Source organism: Micrococcus sp. GbtcB5 (assembly GCF_019091605.1).
Taxonomy (GTDB): domain Bacteria; phylum Actinomycetota; class Actinomycetes; order Actinomycetales; family Micrococcaceae; genus Micrococcus; species Micrococcus luteus.
Map to the genome: position 1 here is coordinate 111,760 of NZ_JAGXJK010000002.1, position 15,457 is coordinate 127,216.

Annotated in this window: 10 protein-coding genes and 1 tRNA gene; 1 reads left to right on the forward strand and 10 read right to left on the reverse strand. The window is 73.0% G+C overall.

Going from position 1 to position 15,457, the window contains the following annotated elements:
* Window positions 1–3: 3 nt before the first annotated feature.
* The 6 genes from KVS67_RS01435 to KVS67_RS01460 all read right to left on the reverse strand — a co-directional run bounded on the left by KVS67_RS01435 (window position 4) and on the right by KVS67_RS01460 (window position 5,809).
* Window positions 4–294, reverse strand: a complete 291-nt coding sequence (locus KVS67_RS01435) for a monovalent cation/H+ antiporter complex subunit F (protein ID WP_144826498.1) — start codon at window positions 292–294, stop codon at window positions 4–6.
* On the reverse strand, window positions 291–731 hold the full coding sequence (locus KVS67_RS01440) for a Na+/H+ antiporter subunit E (RefSeq protein ID WP_144824080.1): 441 nt from the start codon (window positions 729–731) through the stop codon (window positions 291–293). Before KVS67_RS01440 ends, KVS67_RS01435 begins: the two co-directional genes overlap by 4 nt.
* Complete coding sequence (locus KVS67_RS01445) at window positions 728–2,368, reverse strand: monovalent cation/H+ antiporter subunit D family protein (RefSeq protein ID WP_144826499.1); 1,641 nt, start codon at window positions 2,366–2,368, stop codon at window positions 728–730. The genes KVS67_RS01440 and KVS67_RS01445 overlap by 4 nt, the downstream gene beginning before the upstream one ends.
* Window positions 2,365–2,820, reverse strand: a complete 456-nt coding sequence (locus KVS67_RS01450) for a sodium:proton antiporter (protein WP_144826501.1) — start codon at window positions 2,818–2,820, stop codon at window positions 2,365–2,367. Before KVS67_RS01450 ends, KVS67_RS01445 begins: the two co-directional genes overlap by 4 nt.
* The gene (locus tag KVS67_RS01455) at window positions 2,817–5,657 is read right to left on the reverse strand and encodes a DUF4040 family protein (protein WP_144826503.1); all 2,841 of its coding nucleotides are present in this window, start codon (window positions 5,655–5,657) and stop codon (window positions 2,817–2,819) included. The genes KVS67_RS01450 and KVS67_RS01455 overlap by 4 nt, the downstream gene beginning before the upstream one ends.
* 70 nt (window positions 5,658–5,727) lie before the next feature.
* Window positions 5,728–5,809: transfer RNA gene (locus KVS67_RS01460), tRNA-Leu, on the reverse strand.
* A gap of 175 nt (window positions 5,810–5,984) precedes the next feature.
* Here KVS67_RS01460 and KVS67_RS01465 point away from each other — a divergent pair.
* On the forward strand, window positions 5,985–6,581 hold the full coding sequence (locus KVS67_RS01465) for an ANTAR domain-containing response regulator (RefSeq protein WP_144826505.1): 597 nt from the start codon (window positions 5,985–5,987) through the stop codon (window positions 6,579–6,581).
* Between the two features lie 18 nt (window positions 6,582–6,599).
* On the opposite strand, the gene pyk is transcribed toward KVS67_RS01465, so the two are convergent.
* From pyk to lgt, 4 genes are all read right to left on the reverse strand, one after another.
* On the reverse strand, window positions 6,600–8,087 hold the full coding sequence (gene pyk, locus KVS67_RS01470) for a pyruvate kinase (RefSeq protein WP_144826507.1): 1,488 nt from the start codon (window positions 8,085–8,087) through the stop codon (window positions 6,600–6,602).
* Window positions 8,088–8,163: 76 nt separating this feature from the next.
* Window positions 8,164–9,624: a glutamate synthase subunit beta gene (locus KVS67_RS01475; RefSeq protein ID WP_010078754.1), complete on the reverse strand. Its 1,461-nt coding sequence runs from the start codon at window positions 9,622–9,624 to the stop codon at window positions 8,164–8,166.
* A complete protein-coding gene (gene gltB / locus KVS67_RS01480) occupies window positions 9,617–14,269 on the reverse strand; it encodes a glutamate synthase large subunit (protein WP_217564717.1) in 4,653 nt (1,550 codons plus the stop codon). The genes KVS67_RS01475 and gltB overlap by 8 nt, the downstream gene beginning before the upstream one ends.
* Before the next feature lie 203 nt (window positions 14,270–14,472).
* Window positions 14,473–15,456: a prolipoprotein diacylglyceryl transferase gene (gene lgt / locus KVS67_RS01485; protein ID WP_010078757.1), complete on the reverse strand. Its 984-nt coding sequence runs from the start codon at window positions 15,454–15,456 to the stop codon at window positions 14,473–14,475.
* Between the last annotated feature and the right edge of the window lies 1 nt (window position 15,457).

Consider the following 15,457-nt stretch of genomic DNA (forward strand, 5'->3'; position numbering starts at 1 on the left):
TCCTCAGCGTCGCCCGCGCGTCAGCGCACGGGCCAGGGACATGCCGGTCAGGAACCCGGTGATCGCGGCGATGAGCACCAGGTCGAACGTGAAGACGTTGGCCGCCCGGACCCCGAACAGCGTGACCATGCCGGTGACGCTGAACGTGAGCAGGTCGCCGGAGACGGCCCGGTCGGCGTCCAGGGGCCCCACGAGGATCCGGTAGGCGGAGACGACGGCGGCGACGAGCAGCAGCGCGATGCCCACGTCGATCCCGATCAGGGACCAGTCGTAGTGCAGATCGGTCAGGCTCACGCGGCCACCCCCGTCCGACGCAGCGCATGGAGCATGCGCCGCTCCATGTCGTGGATGTCCGCGCGCAGGCCGTCCGCGTCGTCGAAGTACAGGCCGTGCACGTAGAGCAGGCGGCGCGCATCCGGATCGCCCGGCTCGTCGTCGACGGCGCCCGCCCGACGGGTGCCGAGGGTGAGGGTGCCCGGGGTGAGGGTGATGAGCGAGGACAGGACGGTGACCTCCAGGTCCGTGCGGCAGCTGGTGCGCACCCGGGCGATGCCCGAGCGGGCGTCGTCGCCGGGGGTGATCAGGTCGTGCAGGACCGCGCCCGAGGACGTGACGAGGGCCCACAGGTACCAGAGCACGAAGCCGGCCAGGCGCAGCGGCCACGACCACACGCTGGCCGTGCCGTCGCGGAAGTCCTGCGTGCCGTCGTCGTACTGGTGTGCCTGGCTCATCGGCCGATCACCGCCTCCACATACGCATGCGTGTCCGTCAGCCCCTGGGCGGCCGTGTCCGAGGCCAGCCACAGGCCCTGCGCGCCCAGGCCGAGCGCGAGGGACAGGGCCGCGGTGAGGACCGCCGGCAGGGCTAGCGAGAAGGGGATCCGGGAGCGGGTGAGGTCCTCGTCCCGGCTGAAGACCACGGGCAGCACACCCGTGGGGGTGTGGACGGCCGCGGGGCCGTCGGGGGTGCCGGCCGAGGCGGCCGCGCCGTCCGCGTGGGCCTCCACGATCGGCAGGGCGGCCGTCTCGAGGCGCTCCCGGTGGTGGCGGGGCATCTCGGGTTCGCCCCAGAACCAGCCGTTCCAGATGCGCAGCAGCGCCCACAGGCTCAGCAGCGACGCGACGAGCACGACGGCCACGACGACGGTCCGGCCCGCCTCCACGCCGGCGACCACGAGCATGAGCTTGCCCGCGAACCCGGAGAACGGCGGGATCCCCACCAGGGAGAGCAGGCCCGCGAAGTACGCGGCGGCGATCAGCGGCTCACGCCGGGCCAGGCCCTGCAGGTCCGCCAGCCGGCCGGAGCCGTATCGGACCTCGACGGCGCCCGTCGCGGTGAACAGGGAGGTCATGACGACCATGTGGTGGATCATGTAGAAGATGCCGGCGGCCAGGCCGAGCTGCGTGGACAGGCCGACGCCGACCAGGATGCCGCCGATGCCGCTGACCATCTGCCACGAGAGGATCGCACGGGTGCTCTGCTCCCCGAGGGAGGCGACCGCGCCGATCACGAGCGTGAGCGAGCACAGGACCAGGATGGCCCACAGGTAGCGTGGCTCGCCGTCGTAGAGCACGGAGTAGATGCGGTAGATCGCGTAGACGCCCACCTTGGTGTGCAGGGCGGAGAAGATCGCGGTGACCGCCGGCGACGTCGAGGGGTACGCCTTGGACAGCCAGCCGTGCAGGGGCACCACGGACGCCTTGATGGACAGGGCGAACAGCACCATGAACCCGGCGACGGCGACCCGTTCGTCCCGTGCCGCCGCGCCGGCCAGCACGGCGAGGTTGACGCTGCCCGTGATGCCGTAGATGAAGCCGACGCCGACCACGAGGATCGTGGAGGTGAACAGGTTCAGCGTGACGTAGAGGCGGGCGCCGTCCACGCGGCGCAGGGGCTCGCGCCGGTTGGCGGAGAGGACGAACAGGCCGTAGGACGGCAGCAGCATGACCTCGATGAACACGAAGAGGTTGAACAGGTCCGCCGTCAGCAGGGCGCCGTTCACCCCGGCCGTGAGGACGAGCAGCAGCGGCGCGAAGTAGACGGAGTTCGTCACGCGGGAGCCGTAGGCGAACAGGGCGCCCACCCACGAGAGTCCGGCGGTGAGGGTGAGCATCAGGCCGGTGAACGTGTCGGCGGCGAACGCGATGGCGATGCCGTCCGGCCAGCCGCCCACGCCCCCGGCCACCACGGTGCCGTCCAGGGTCAGCAGGATGAGCCCGGCGCCGCCGAGCGAGCTCAGCCCGAGCAGCGAGAGCAGGACCCGGCGGTGCAGCCCCGGACGCTCCCCCGCGATCACGAGCAGGCCGCCGGCCAGCAGGGGGACGGCCACGAACAGCGGCAGGGCCAGGCCCAGGGCGTCGAGGCTCACCGGCGCTCCTCCCGGTCGTCATGGCGGTGGCTGCCGTGCAGCACGGGCTGGGGCTGCGTGGCGAGGTGGCGCACGGCGGCGCCCAGCTCGGCGCGCGGGAAGCGGGCGTCCGCGGCGGCGAGCTCGTGCGGGTCGGCGTCCTCGGCGGGGTCGGCCACCTGGTCGTCGGACCGGCCCGTCACGGCGAGCACGAGCAGCAGCACGGTGACGGCGAAGGAGATGACGATCGCCGTCAGCACGAACGCCTGGGGCAGCGGGTCGGCCTGCGCAGCCACGTCCCCGTTCCCGATGAACGGCAGGGCGCGCCGGTCGGTGCCGCCCGCGGCGAGGATGGCGAGGTTGCCGGCGTGGCCCAGCAGCACCATGCCGAGGATCACGCGCAGCAGCTCGCGCTTGGAGAACAGGTAGACCGCGCCGAACATCAGCAGGCCCACGGTGATCGCGACGGTCATCGGGTCGCCTCCTCTCGCGTCGTGGCCGCGCCGGGTGCGGCCTTCTCGGGTGCGTCGCCGTCGTCGGGCGCCTCTTCGACCGTGTCCGGGCCCAGGAGGGTGAACGCGGCGACCACGAGGCCGAGCACGCACAGGTACACGCCCATGTCGAAGACCAGGGTGGTGGACAGTCCGTAGCCGAGGATCTTCACCCCGGAGGCGGCCAGGAAGCCCTCGCCCGTGAGGTAGCCGGTCAGACCGGCGGCGGTGCCCAGGGCCACGCCGCTGCCGATGAGCGTGAGGTAGGGCCACCGCAGGCGCCGGTCGCGGTCGGTGTCGGCCGACAGGTACATGAGGGCGTAGCCCGCACCGGCCACGAGGGCCGCGATGAAGCCGCCGCCCGGCTCGTAGTGCCCGCGCAGCAGCAGCAGGGCGGACATCGCGATGATCACGGGCCCGAGACCGCGGCCGAAGGTGCGCGCGTAGACGAGGTTCTCGTGCACGTGCGCGAGCGGGGAGCGCTCGTCGACGATGCTGCGCAGCGCCCGGACGGGGGCGCGGTTCATCAGCAGCGCCGCGACGGTCAGTCCGGTCACGCCGAGCACCGTCATCTCGCCCAGGGTGTCGAGCGCGCGGAAGTCCACGAGGATCACGTTGACGACGTTCACGCCGCCGGCCTGCTCGTAGGTCTCGGTGAGGTAGTAGCGCGCGATCTCGGACATGTCGCGCCGACCGGTGAAGGCCAGGACGCCGACGGTGGAGGCGACGCCGGCGATCGTCGCGGCCACGAGGGCGCCGGCGCGGCGCGGTGCGGGGTCGCGCCGGAAGCGGCGCGGCAGGCGGCGCAGCAGCAGCACCATCACGCACACGGTGAGGACCTCGACGAGCATCTGGGTCAGGGCCACGTCCACGGCGCCGAGGGTGAAGAACCACAGCGTCACGCCGAAGCCGACGGTGCCCACGACCACCATCGCGGCGATGCGGGTGCGGGCGCGCAGGGTCGCGGCGACGCCCACGGCCACGAGGACGACGAGCGCCCAGTCGTGCCAGCGCGCGGTCTGACCGACCACGTCCGGCAGCTCGTCCACGAGCAGGACCCCGACGACCGCGAGGACGCCGAGCATGACGGACGGGATGAGCAGGTGCGCCCGGGGCGCCATGCCGCCGGAGTGACGCCCGACGACCTCGCCCAGCCGCACCAGGCCGAAGCGGATGTCGTCCACGATGTCCAGGGCCGAGAAGGGCAGGCCCGTGCGCGCGGCGACCCGCTCCACGGGGCGGCGCAGCAGCACCAGGACGAGGCCCGTGGCGATCACGGCGGCGGAGAGGAGCAGCGCCGGGGTCACACCGTGCCACAGGGCCAGGTGCGCGTGCGCCTGCGCGCCTGCCACGGCCTGGGCGGCGGCGGAGACGGGGGCGTCCAGCGCCTGCGGGGCGAGGCCGAGCACGACGCCGGCCACGGCGGCCAGCACGGGCATGGTCCAGAAGGCCGGTCCCGCCTCGTGGACCTCCTCGCCGCGGGCGGACTCCCACGGCTGGGCGGTGCCGGCCGGGCTCGCGCCCCACGTGCCGAGCGCGCCGAGGACCAGACGGCCCGAGTAGGCGACGGTGAAGACGGAGGCCAGCGCGATCGCGCCCGTGACCACCGGGGCGGCCCAGGCCGGGCCCGGGGTGCCGAGGGCGGCGTCGAGCAGACCCTCCTTCGAGACGAAGCCGAGCAGGGGCGGCACGCCGGCCATGGAGACGGCGGCGAGCGTCAGGGCCGTGCCCGTGACCGGCATGCGCACGTGCCTGCCCGCGAGCATGCGCAGGTCCCGGGTGCCGGCCTCGTGGTCCACGATGCCGATCAGCATGAACAGGGCGCTCTTGAACAGGGCGTGCGCGACCGTGTGCACGACCGCGGCCGTCAGCGCCGCCGTCGTGCCGATGCCGATGACGGCGGTCAGCAGGCCGAGCTGGCTCATGGTCGAGTAGGCGAGCAGGCCCTTCAGGTCGTGCTGACGCAGGGCCGTGACCGCGCCGAACAGCGCCGTGATGAGACCGCATGCGATCAGCAGCGTGGACCACACGGCGTGGCCGGCCAGCACGGGGCTGAACACGAGCAGCAGGAACACGCCGGCCTTCACCATCGCCGCGGCGTGCAGGTACGCGGAGACCGGGGAGATGGCGACCATGGAGTCCGGCAGCCAGGCCTGGAACGGGAACTGCGCGGACTTCGTGAAGGCGGCCAGGGCCAGCAGGACGGCCAGCACGGTGCTGGTGGCGGGGTCCTGCCAGATGTCCGAGGCCAGGACGCCGCTGAGCGAGGCCGTCCCGGCGGTGACCATCATGATGGCGACGGCGGCCAGCAGCGCGAGGCCGCCGCCCACGGTCACGAGCAGGGTCCGGATCGCGGGGTCGCGGGCGTGGTCCCCCGAGCGCCCGATGAGGAAGAAGGAGGTGAAGGAGGTGAACTCCCACGCGACGAAGAGGACCACGATGTTGTCGGCGAGCACCAGCAGCAGCATCGACGCCGCGAACGCGGTCATCAGCAGGTAGAAGGAGCCGGGGCGGCTCTCCGCGCGGTCCCGGCTGAGGTACCGGCTGGAGTAGGCGAGGATCGCCGCGCCGATGACGAGGACGATCATGGCGAACACCAGGGCCAGGCCGTTGAGCCGGAGGTCGAGGTCCACCCCGACCGCGGGGATCCACGGATGGTGCTCCGTCCGGACGCCGCCCGTCCACGCCGCGACCAGCACGCCGGCGGCGGCGAGCAGGGGTGCGGCCAGGACCCAGCCCGCGTCCCTGCCCAGCGCGCGGGAGGCCGGGACGGCCGCCACCACCGAGAGGAGGGTCAGCAGGAGGCTGGTCAGGAGCACAGGACACCACTCAGCTCGGGTCGATCGATCACGGACACGGCGCACACGGCGGGTGGCCGCGCGCCGACGGTGCCCGAAGTGGGACTCGAACCCACACGCCTCTCGGCACCGCATTTTGAGTGCGGCGTGTCTACCGATTCCACCATTCGGGCAGTGCCGCCCGGAGGCGGGACTCGATCACCCTATCAGCGCCCCGACCCGGCGTCCTCGGCCTTCCGGCGAGGGTCCCCGCCGCCGCGCCCGCGCCGCGCCCATCGCGCACGGTAGCCTGGTGGACCACCAGCGGCGCCGCACTGACGCCGTCCCGGCCCGCACGAAGGAGCTGACGTGTCCACGCTGACGCCTCCCGAGGAGACCGGCCTGCGGGCCGTCGTCGCCGAGGACGAGACCCTGATCCGCCTCGACCTGGTGGAGGTGCTCACCGGGGCGGCCTACCGGGTGGTCGCCGAGGCCGGCGACGGCCGGGCCGCCGTCGAGGCCGTGCGCGAGCACCGGCCGGACATCGTGGTGATGGACGTGAAGATGCCCGTGATGGACGGCATCGCGGCCGCCGGCGAGATCGCCGGGGAACGGCTCGCCCCCGTGGTCATGCTGACCGCCTTCAGCCAGCGCGAGCTGGTGGAGCGCGCCCGGACGGCCGGGGCCATGGCCTACGTGGTCAAGCCCTTCACCGAGGCCGACCTGGTCCCCGCCATCGAACTGGCCGTGGCCCGCTTCGACGAGCTGCGCAGCCTCGAGGCCGAGGTGCGGGACCTGGGCGACCGCCTGGAGACCCGCAAGATCGTGGACCGGGCCAAGGCGCTGCTCCAGGAGCGGATGCGCCTGACCGAGGCCGAGTCCTTCCGCTGGATCCAGAAGACCTCCATGGACCGGCGCCTGACCATGCGGGAGGTCGCGCAGGCCGTCATCGACCAGGTCGGCTGAGCGGCGCCCGCGCGCCCGTCAGAGCGGGGAGCGGGCCGGCCAGAAGCCGAGCGGCTCGCGCGTCTGCGGCGAGGCGGCGGACGAGCCGCCCGCGGCGTCGTCGCCCACGCGGTGCACGCGCAGCGTGTTCGTGGAGCCCACGGCCCCGGGAGGGGACCCGGCGGCGATGACCACGAGGTCGCCGTGCTGGGCGATGCCCTCCGATGTGAGCGACTGCTCCACCTGGAGGGTCATCTTGTCCGTGGAGTCCTGGAACGGGACCATCTTCGGATAGACGCCCCACGTCAGGCACAGGATGTTGTGCGTGTGCTCGTGGTGGGTGAACGCGTAGATCGGCTGACGCGGCCGCAGGCGGCTGAGCCGACGGGCCGAGTCGCCGGACTCGGTGAACGTGGCGAGGAACGGGATCTCGAGCTGGTTCGCGACCTCGACGGCGGCCCGGGTGATCGCGCCGCCACGCGTGCGCGGACGCGAGCCGAGCGGGTGGATGAGCTCGAGGCCGTGGGTCTCGGTGGACTCGATGATCCGGGCCATCGTCTGGACCGTCTCGACCGGATACGCGCCCACTGAGGTCTCGCCCGAGAGCATGACGGCGTCCGCGCCGTCGAGCACGGCGTTGGCGCAGTCCGAGGCCTCGGCGCGCGTCGGGCGCGGGCTGTCGATCATCGACTCGAGCACCTGCGTGGCCACGATGACCGGCTTCGCCCAGCGGCGGGCGAGGTCCACTGCGCGCTTCTGCACCACGGGCACGTCCTCGAGCGGCAGCTCCACGCCGAGGTCGCCGCGGGCCACCATGACGGCGTCGAACGCGTCCACGATGGCCTCGAGGTTCTCCACCGCCTGGGGCTTCTCGATCTTGGCGATGACCGGGACCCGGCGCTCCTCCTCGTCCATGATCTCGTGCACCCGGTCCACGTCCGCGGCGTCCCGCACGAAGGACAGCGCCACCATGTCCACGCCGGTGCGCAGCGCCCAGCGCAGGTCCCGCTCGTCCTTCTCGGACAGGGCCGGCACGTTCACCGCCACGCCGGGCAGGTTGATCCCCTTGTTGTCCGAGACCATGCCCGGCACCTCGACCTCGGCCAGCACGTCCGTGTCCGTGACCTCGACGGCGCGCAGGCGCACCTTGCCGTCGTCCACCAGGAGCACGTCACCGGGGGCGACGTCCCCGGGCAGCCCCTTGTGGGTGGTGCCGACCAGCTCGCGGGTCCCGGGCACGTCCCGGGTGGTGATGGTGATCCGATCGCCCCTCTCGAGCAGATGCGGGCCGTCGGTGAAGCGGCCGAGGCGGATCTTGGGGCCCTGGAGGTCCGCGAAGATCGCGACCGGGCGCCGCTCCTCCACGCTCAGCCGACGCACCCGCTCGTAGGACGTCTCATGCACCGCGTGGTCGCCGTGGCTCATGTTGAGGCGGACGACGTCCGCCCCCGCGCGGATGATGGCGCGGGTGGTCTCGTCGGAGTCGGTGGCGGGCCCAAAGGTGGCGATGATCTTCGCGTGTCGCATGCGACCCACGATAGGGGGCGGGCCCGCCCTCGGTGGAGGGCGGGCCCGCGTGGCGTCGGAAGATGAGACGGAGGACTCAGCCGAGGACGAGGCCGCGGTCGTCCGGGTCCACGGGGTGCGGCAGTCGGGACCAGCGCTCGAGCGACTCGTCGACCTCCTGCGCGCACGCACGCCCCTCGGCGATGGCCCAGACCACCAGGGAGGCGCCGCGCCCGGCGTCGCCGCACGCGAACACGCCCGGCTCGTCGGTCTCGTACCCGTCCTTCCGGGCCACGAGCCCGCGTGTCACGTGCACGCCGAGCTGCTGCGTGAGCAGCCCCTCCTCGATGCCGGTGAAGCCCAGCGCCAGCAGCACCAGGTCCGCCTGGACCTCGCGCTCGGTGCCCGCCTTGGGCCCGCGCGTGCCGTCCTCGCGGTACTCGGTCTCCGCCACGCGCAGGGCGCGCACGCGGCCGTGCTCGTCGCCGAGGAACTCGACCGTGGAGGCAAGGTGCGCGCGGGCGCCGCCCTCGGCGTCGGCCGTGGTCTGCTGGTGGACCTTGGGGATCGTGGGCCACGGCTGGTGGACGGGGCGCTCGACCGGCAGCTGCTGGCCGATCGCCAGCGTCGTCACGGACGCCGCCCCCTGGCGGTGCGCGGTGCCGATGCAGTCCGCGCCAGTGTCGCCGCCGCCGAGGATCACCACGTGGCGCCCCTCGGCGGAGATCTGGTCCGGGACCTCGTCGCCGGCGACCGCGCGGTTGGACTGCACGAGGTAGTCCATGGCGAGGTGGATCCCGTCGAGGCCGCGGCCGGGGACGGGCAGCTCGCGGGCCACGGGGGCGCCGGTCGCCACGATCACGGCGTCGAAGCGGGCCTTGAGCTGGTCCCAGGGCAGGTCGACGCCGATCTCCACGCCGGTGCGGAACCGGGTGCCCTCGGCCTCCATCTGCGCGAGGCGCCGGTCCAGGACGTCCTTCTCCAGCTTGAAGTCCGGGATGCCCAGCCGCAGCAGGCCGCCGAGGCGCTCGTCGCGCTCGTAGACCACCACGGTGAAGCCGGCGCGGGTGAGCTGCTGCGCCGCGGCCAGTCCCGCCGGGCCCGAGCCGACGACGGCCACGGTGTGGCCGTTCAGGCGGGCCGGCACGACCGGCTCGAGCCAGTCGTTGTCGAAGATCTGCTCCGCGATCGCCACCTCGGTCTGCTTGATGGTGACCGCGGGCTGGTTGATGCCCAGGGTGCAGGAGTCCTCGCACGGGGCGGGGCAGATCCGCCCGGTGACCTCGGGGAAGTTGTTGGTCGAGTGCAGTCGCGCGGCGGCCTCGTCCCAGCGTCCCCGCCGGACCAGGTCGTTCCACTCCGGGATGAGGTTGCCCAGCGGGCACCCGGAGTGGCAGAACGGGATGCCGCAGTCCATGCACCGGCCGGCCTGGGTGCGCACGATCGCCTCGTCCTGGCGGACGTACACGTCCTTGAAGTCCATGATGCGCACCGGCACCGGACGCGTGGGGCGCTCGACGCGCTCCCGGTTCTTCAGGAATCCGCGCGGATCAGCCACGGGTCACCTCCAGCAGTCGGTCCCAGACGGCCTCCCCGTCCGGGTCGAGTCCCTCGGCCGTCGCGGCCTGACGGGTGCGCAGCACGAGGTCGTACTGCCGGGGCAGGACGGTCGTGAAGCGGTCCCACGCGGCGTCGGCGGCGTCCCCGCCGGCCCGCAGGTCGGCGAGCAGCGCGGCGGCGACGGCGGAGCCCGTCTCCGCGCGGTGCAGCTCCAGCAGCTCGGCGATCCGCAGCCGGTCCTGCGCGGACGGCGCCTCGAGGATCAGGGCGTCCTCGCGGACGGCGAGTGGGTTCAGGTCCTCCCGGTCCAGGTCCAGCACCCAGGCCCGCCCGCCGGACATGCCGGCGGCGAGGTTGCGGCCGGTCTCGCCGAGGATCAGCGCCTCACCGCCGGTCATGTACTCCAGGCCGTGGTCGCCGATGCCCTCGGCCACCGCGGTGGCGCCGGAGTTGCGCACGAGGAACCGCTCCCCCACGCGGCCGCGCAGGAACAGCTGGCCCGAGGTGGCGCCGTAGCCGATCACGTTGCCGGCCACGGTGTTCTCCTCGGCCACGAACGGGGCCTCGGCGTCGGGGCGGACGATCACGCGTCCCCCCGACAGGCCCTTGCCGACGTAGTCGTTGGCGTCGCCCGAGAGCCGCAGGGTGACGCCGGCGGGCAGGAAGGCGCCGAGGGACTGGCCGGCCTCGCCCGTCAGGCGCACGGTGATCGTATCGTCGTCCAGCTCGTCGGCGAGCCGCGTGCTCGTGACGTGGTAGCCCAGCAGCGTGCCCACGGACCGGTCCGTGTTCACGACGGCCTCGTCCATCACGACGGGCGTGCCCGTCGTGAGCGTGTCCCCCAGCCGGGCGATGAACCGGTGGTCGATGTGGGAGGCGAGGTCGTGGTCCTGCTCGGTGGTGCGGCGCATGGGCGCGTCCTCGTGGCCCGGACGCCGGCCGACGGAGGGGTCCGCGAGGATGCCCGAGAGGTCCAGGCCCTCGGACTTCCAGTGGTGCAGGGCCGCGTCCACGTCGAGCAGCTCGCGGTGGCCGATCGCCTCGTCGAGCGTGCGGAAACCCAGCTGCGAGAGCAGCTCGCGGACCTCCTGCGCGATGAACTCGAAGAAGTTGACGACGAACTCGGGCTTGCCCGTGAAGCGCGCGCGCAGCTCGGGGTTCTGGGTGGCCACGCCCACGGGGCACGTGTCCAGGTGGCACACGCGCATCATGATGCAGCCGGAGACCACGAGCGGGGCGGTCGCGAAGCCGAACTCCTCGGCCCCGAGCAGTGCGGCGATCACGACGTCCCGGCCGGTCTTGAGCTGCCCGTCCACCTGGACGGTGACGCGCTCGCGCAGGCCGTTGAGCATGAGCGTCTGCTGCGCCTCGGCCAGGCCGATCTCCCACGGGGTGCCCGCGTGCTTGAGGGAGTTCAGCGGGGAGGCGCCCGTTCCGCCGTCGTGGCCGGAGATGAGCACGACGTCGGCGCGCGCCTTGGCGACGCCCGCGGCCACCGTGCCCACGCCGGACTCGGAGACGAGCTTGACGTGGACCCGCGCGGTCGGGTTGGCCCGCTTGAGGTCGTGGATCAGCTGCGCCAGGTCCTCGATCGAGTAGATGTCGTGGTGCGGCGGCGGCGACACCAGGGAGACGCCCGGGGTCGAGTGCCGCGTGCGGGCGACCCACGGGTACACCTTGGTCCCCATCAGCTGGCCGCCCTCGCCGGGTTTGGCGCCCTGGGCCATCTTGATCTGCAGGTCGGTCGCGGTGGCCAGGTACAGGCTGGTGACGCCGAACCGGCCCGAGGCGATCTGCTTGATCTTCGAGCGGCGCTCCGGGTCCAGCAGGCGCTCGGGGTCCTCGCCGCCCTCGCCCGAGTTCGAGCGGGCGCCGAGGCGGTTCATGGCGATCGCGAGGGTCTCGTGCGCCTCCTGCGAGATGGAGCCGTAGGACATCGCGCCGGTGGAGAAGCGGCGCACGATCGACTCGACGGGCTCCACCTCGAAGACGGGCACCGGCGGCCGCTCGCCCGTGCGCAGGCGCATGAGCCCGCGCAGGGTCATGAGCTCCTCCGCCTGGTCGTCCACGCGACGCGTGTAGTCCTTGAAGACGTCGTAGCGCCGCTCCCGCGTGGAGTGCTGGAGGCGGAACACGGTCTCGGGGTTGAACAGGTGCGGCGCGCCCTCGCGCCGCCACTGGTACTCGCCGCCCACCTCGAGCTCGCGGTACGGGTTGATGTCGTTGCCGTCCGGCGGATACGCGAACTCGTGGCGCGCCTGGATCTCGGCGGCGACGACGTCGATGCCCACGCCGTCGAGCGGGCTCGTGGTGCCCACGAAGTAGCGGTCCACGAAGCGCCGGGACAGGCCGAGCGCCTCGAACGTCTGGGCGCCGGTGTAGGAGGCGACCGTGGAGATGCCCATTTTGGACATGATCTTCTGGACGCCCTTGCCGAGCGCCTTGATCAGGTTCGCCACGGCCTGCTCGGCGGTGACGCCCGAGGCCTCCCCCGTGCGCACGAGCTCCTCGGCGGACTCCATGGCCAGGTACGGGTTGACCGCGGAGGCCCCGTAGCCGAGCAGGACGGCCACATGGTGGACCTCGCGCACGTCGCCCGCCTCGACGATCAGCGAGCTCTTGGTGCGGTTGGCCGAGGCCAGCAGGTGGTGGTGCACGGCGGAGGTCAGCAGCAGGGACGGGATCGGCGCCCACTGGGCGGTGGCGCCGCGGTCGGACAGCACCACGTACTCCACGCCGCGGTTGACGGCGGCCGAGACCTGCTCGCAGATCGCCTTCAGCTGGGCGCGGAGCTCCTCGACGCCTCCGGCCACCCGGTACACGCCGTTCACCTTGAGGGTCAGGCGGGTGCCGTCGGCGTCGCGCAGGTGCTGGATGCGGGCCAGCTGGTCGTTGTCGATCACGGGGAACGGGACGTCGACCTGGCGGGTGCGCACCTGCTCGAGGGAGAGCACGTTGCCCTGCGGGCCGATCGCGGTGCGCATCGAGGTCACCTGCTCCTCGCGGATCGCGTCGAGCGGCGGGTTCGTCACCTGGGCGAAGGACTGCACGAAGTAGTCGAAGAGCAGCCGGGGCCGCTTGGCGAGGACGGCGATGGGCGTGTCCGTGCCCATCGCACCGAGCGGCTCGGCGCCCGTCTGGGCCATCGGCCCGACGAGGATGCGCAGCTCCTCCGAGGTGTACCCGAAGATGCGCTGACGCTGCAGGATCGACTCGGAGGTGTGGCGGACGTGCTCGCGCTCGGGGAGCGACTCCAGGTCCAGGAGGTTCTGGCGCACCCAGTCCTCCCACGGCTGGGCGGAGGCGACCTCGGCCTTGATCTCGTCGTCGCCGATGATCCGGCCCTGCTCGGTGTCCACGAGGAACATGCGCCCCGGGGCCACGCGCCCCTTGCGCACCACCGACGAGGGCTCGATCGGCACGACGCCGACCTCGGAGGCCAGGACGACGAGGCCGTCGTCGGTGACCCACCAGCGGGCGGGGCGCAGGCCGTTGCGGTCCAGCACGGCGCCCACCTGGGTGCCGTCGGAGAAGGCGACGGCGGCCGGTCCGTCCCAGGGCTCCATGAGCATGGAGTGGTACTGGTAGAAGGCGCGGCGGGCCGGGTCCATGGTCGCGTGGTTCTCCCACGCCTCCGGGATCATCATCATGATCGCCTGGGTGAGCGGGCGCCCGGAGAGCATGAGCAGCTCCGTGACCTCGTCGAAGGAGGCCGAGTCCGAGCCGATGGGGCTGATCAGCGGGAACAGGTCCTCGGGGACCTCGCCGAGCATCGGGTGCTTGAGCTGGCCCTGACGGGCGCGCATCCAGTTGCGGTTGCCCTTGACCGTGTTGATCTCGCCGTTGTGCGCGATGGTGCGGAACGGCTGGGCCAGCGGCCACGAGGGGAACGTGTTGGTGGAGAACCGCGAGTGGACCACGCCCAGCCGGGTGGTGAACCGCTCGTCGGAGAGGTCCGGGTAGAACGGCTCCAGCTGGGCCGTCGTCAGCATGCCCTTGTAGACGATCGTCTGGGACGAGAGCGAGGGGAAGTAGACGCCGGCGCGGGACTGGGCGCGGCGGCGCACCCGCCACGCCCGCACGTCCAGCGACTGCCCCGGCTCGGTGCCGTCCTGACCGTCCGCCAGGGACAGGAACAGCTGCTCGAACGCGGGCATGGCCGCCCGGGAGCCGACGCCCAGGGCCGAGGGGTCGGTGGGCACCTCGCGCCACGCCAGGACCTGCAGCCCCTCCTCCTCGGCCAGCCGCTCGACGGCCTCCTTCGCCTCGGTGCGCTCGCCGTCGACGGGCGGCAGGAAGGCGGTGCCGGCGACGTACTCGCCCACGGGGGGCAGCTCGGCGTCGACGACGGCACGGAACAGCTCGTCGGGGATCTGGGTCAGCAGGCCGGCGCCGTCGCCGGTGCCCTCGTCGGCGCCCACCGCCCCGCGGTGCTCGAGCGCGCGCAGGGCGGTCAGCGCGTGCTGGACGATGTCGTGGCCCGGGGTGCCCCGCAGGGTGGCGATGACGGCGAGGCCGCAGTTCTCGGTCTCCCGGGACGGGTCGTAGAGGCCCTGGGCGGCGGGGACGTCCGCATAGCGGACGAAGGGATCCACCGGTCCCCCCGCGCGGGGGGCCGAGGCGGGCGAGGATGCCACGGGCATGGTGCCGTCCTTTCCGGAGAGCAGGGGCTCGGACGGGGACGGCGCTGGCCCCGACGCTCGGGGCCGACGGCCCCGAGGTGGAAGAGACGCTACCGGGCGCGACGTCCCACTGTGCGGAACCGGACGTTCTGTGACACGCCGAATGTCCACCATGTGGGACACCGGGGCCCCGGGCGCCCCTCGCGGGCGCGCCGGGGAGCGGGTCAGCGCCGGACGGCGTCGTCCTCCGCCGCGCCCACGGCGTGGGACCCGGAGCGGCCCGCGGCGACGGCGGCGCCGTCGTCGCCCTCGGGGGCGTGCCCGGCGCGCCACACGCTCTGGTGGGCGTGGGGGCCGGCGGCCGCGCCGCGATGGCGCAGCAGGATCCCGACGATGAACGCGAGGGCGATGACGAACACCAGCAGGGACGTCCACACGTTGAGCCGCTGGGTGACGCCGAAGAGCGTGACCATCTCGGCGTCGTCGATGCGCAGCATCTCGATCCACGTGCGGCCCGCGGTGTACCAGGCGACGTAGGACCACAGCATGAGGCCGTGGCGCAGGTGCAGCGCGCGGTCCACGAGGAGCAGCAGCGCGACCCCGGCCAGGTTCCACAGGCACTCGTAGAGGAACGTGGGGTGGAACAGCGTGTCCGGGGCGTAGCCGGCCGGGAAGTTCGGGCTGGCCGGGTCGACCTCGAGCCCCCAGGGCAGGGTCGTCGGGCCGCCGAAGAGCTCCTGGTTGAACCAGTTGCCCCACCGGCCGATGGCCTGGGCCAGCAGGATGCCCGGCGCGACGACGTCGCCGAAGGCCGTCAGCCGCAGCCCGTAGCGGCGGCACGCGATCCACGCGCCCACGGCGCCGAGGGCGATCGCGCCCCAGATGCCCAGTCCACCGTTCCACACGTACAGGATCTGGATCGGGTCGCCCGTGCCGTCGAAGCCGGGCCCGAAGTACCGGTCCGGTGAGGAGAACACGTGGTAGAGCCGACCGCCCACGAAGCCGAACGGGATGGCCCACAGGGCGATGTCGAGCACACGGTCCTCGGGGCCGCCGCGGGCGCGCCACCGACGCTCGGCGAGCCACAGCGCCAGGACGATGCCCAGGATGATGCACAGCGCGTACGCGTGGATCTTCACCGGGCCCAGCTGGAACCCGTCCCACCCGGGGGCGGGGAAGGCGGCGAGCGGGGCCAGGGCGGCGGTCACC

Excerpts from the sequence above, each read along its gene's own strand:
- gltB (WP_217564717.1), bottom strand. The coding sequence starts at position 14,269 with ATGCCCGTGGCATCCTCGCCCGCCTCGGCCCCCCGCGCGGGGGGACCG.
- KVS67_RS01440 (WP_144824080.1), bottom strand. The coding sequence starts at position 731 with ATGAGCCAGGCACACCAGTACGACGACGGCACGCAGGACTTCCGCGAC.
- KVS67_RS01450 (WP_144826501.1), bottom strand. The coding sequence starts at position 2,820 with ATGACCGTCGCGATCACCGTGGGCCTGCTGATGTTCGGCGCGGTCTAC.
- pyk (WP_144826507.1), bottom strand. The coding sequence starts at position 8,087 with ATGCGACACGCGAAGATCATCGCCACCTTTGGGCCCGCCACCGACTCC.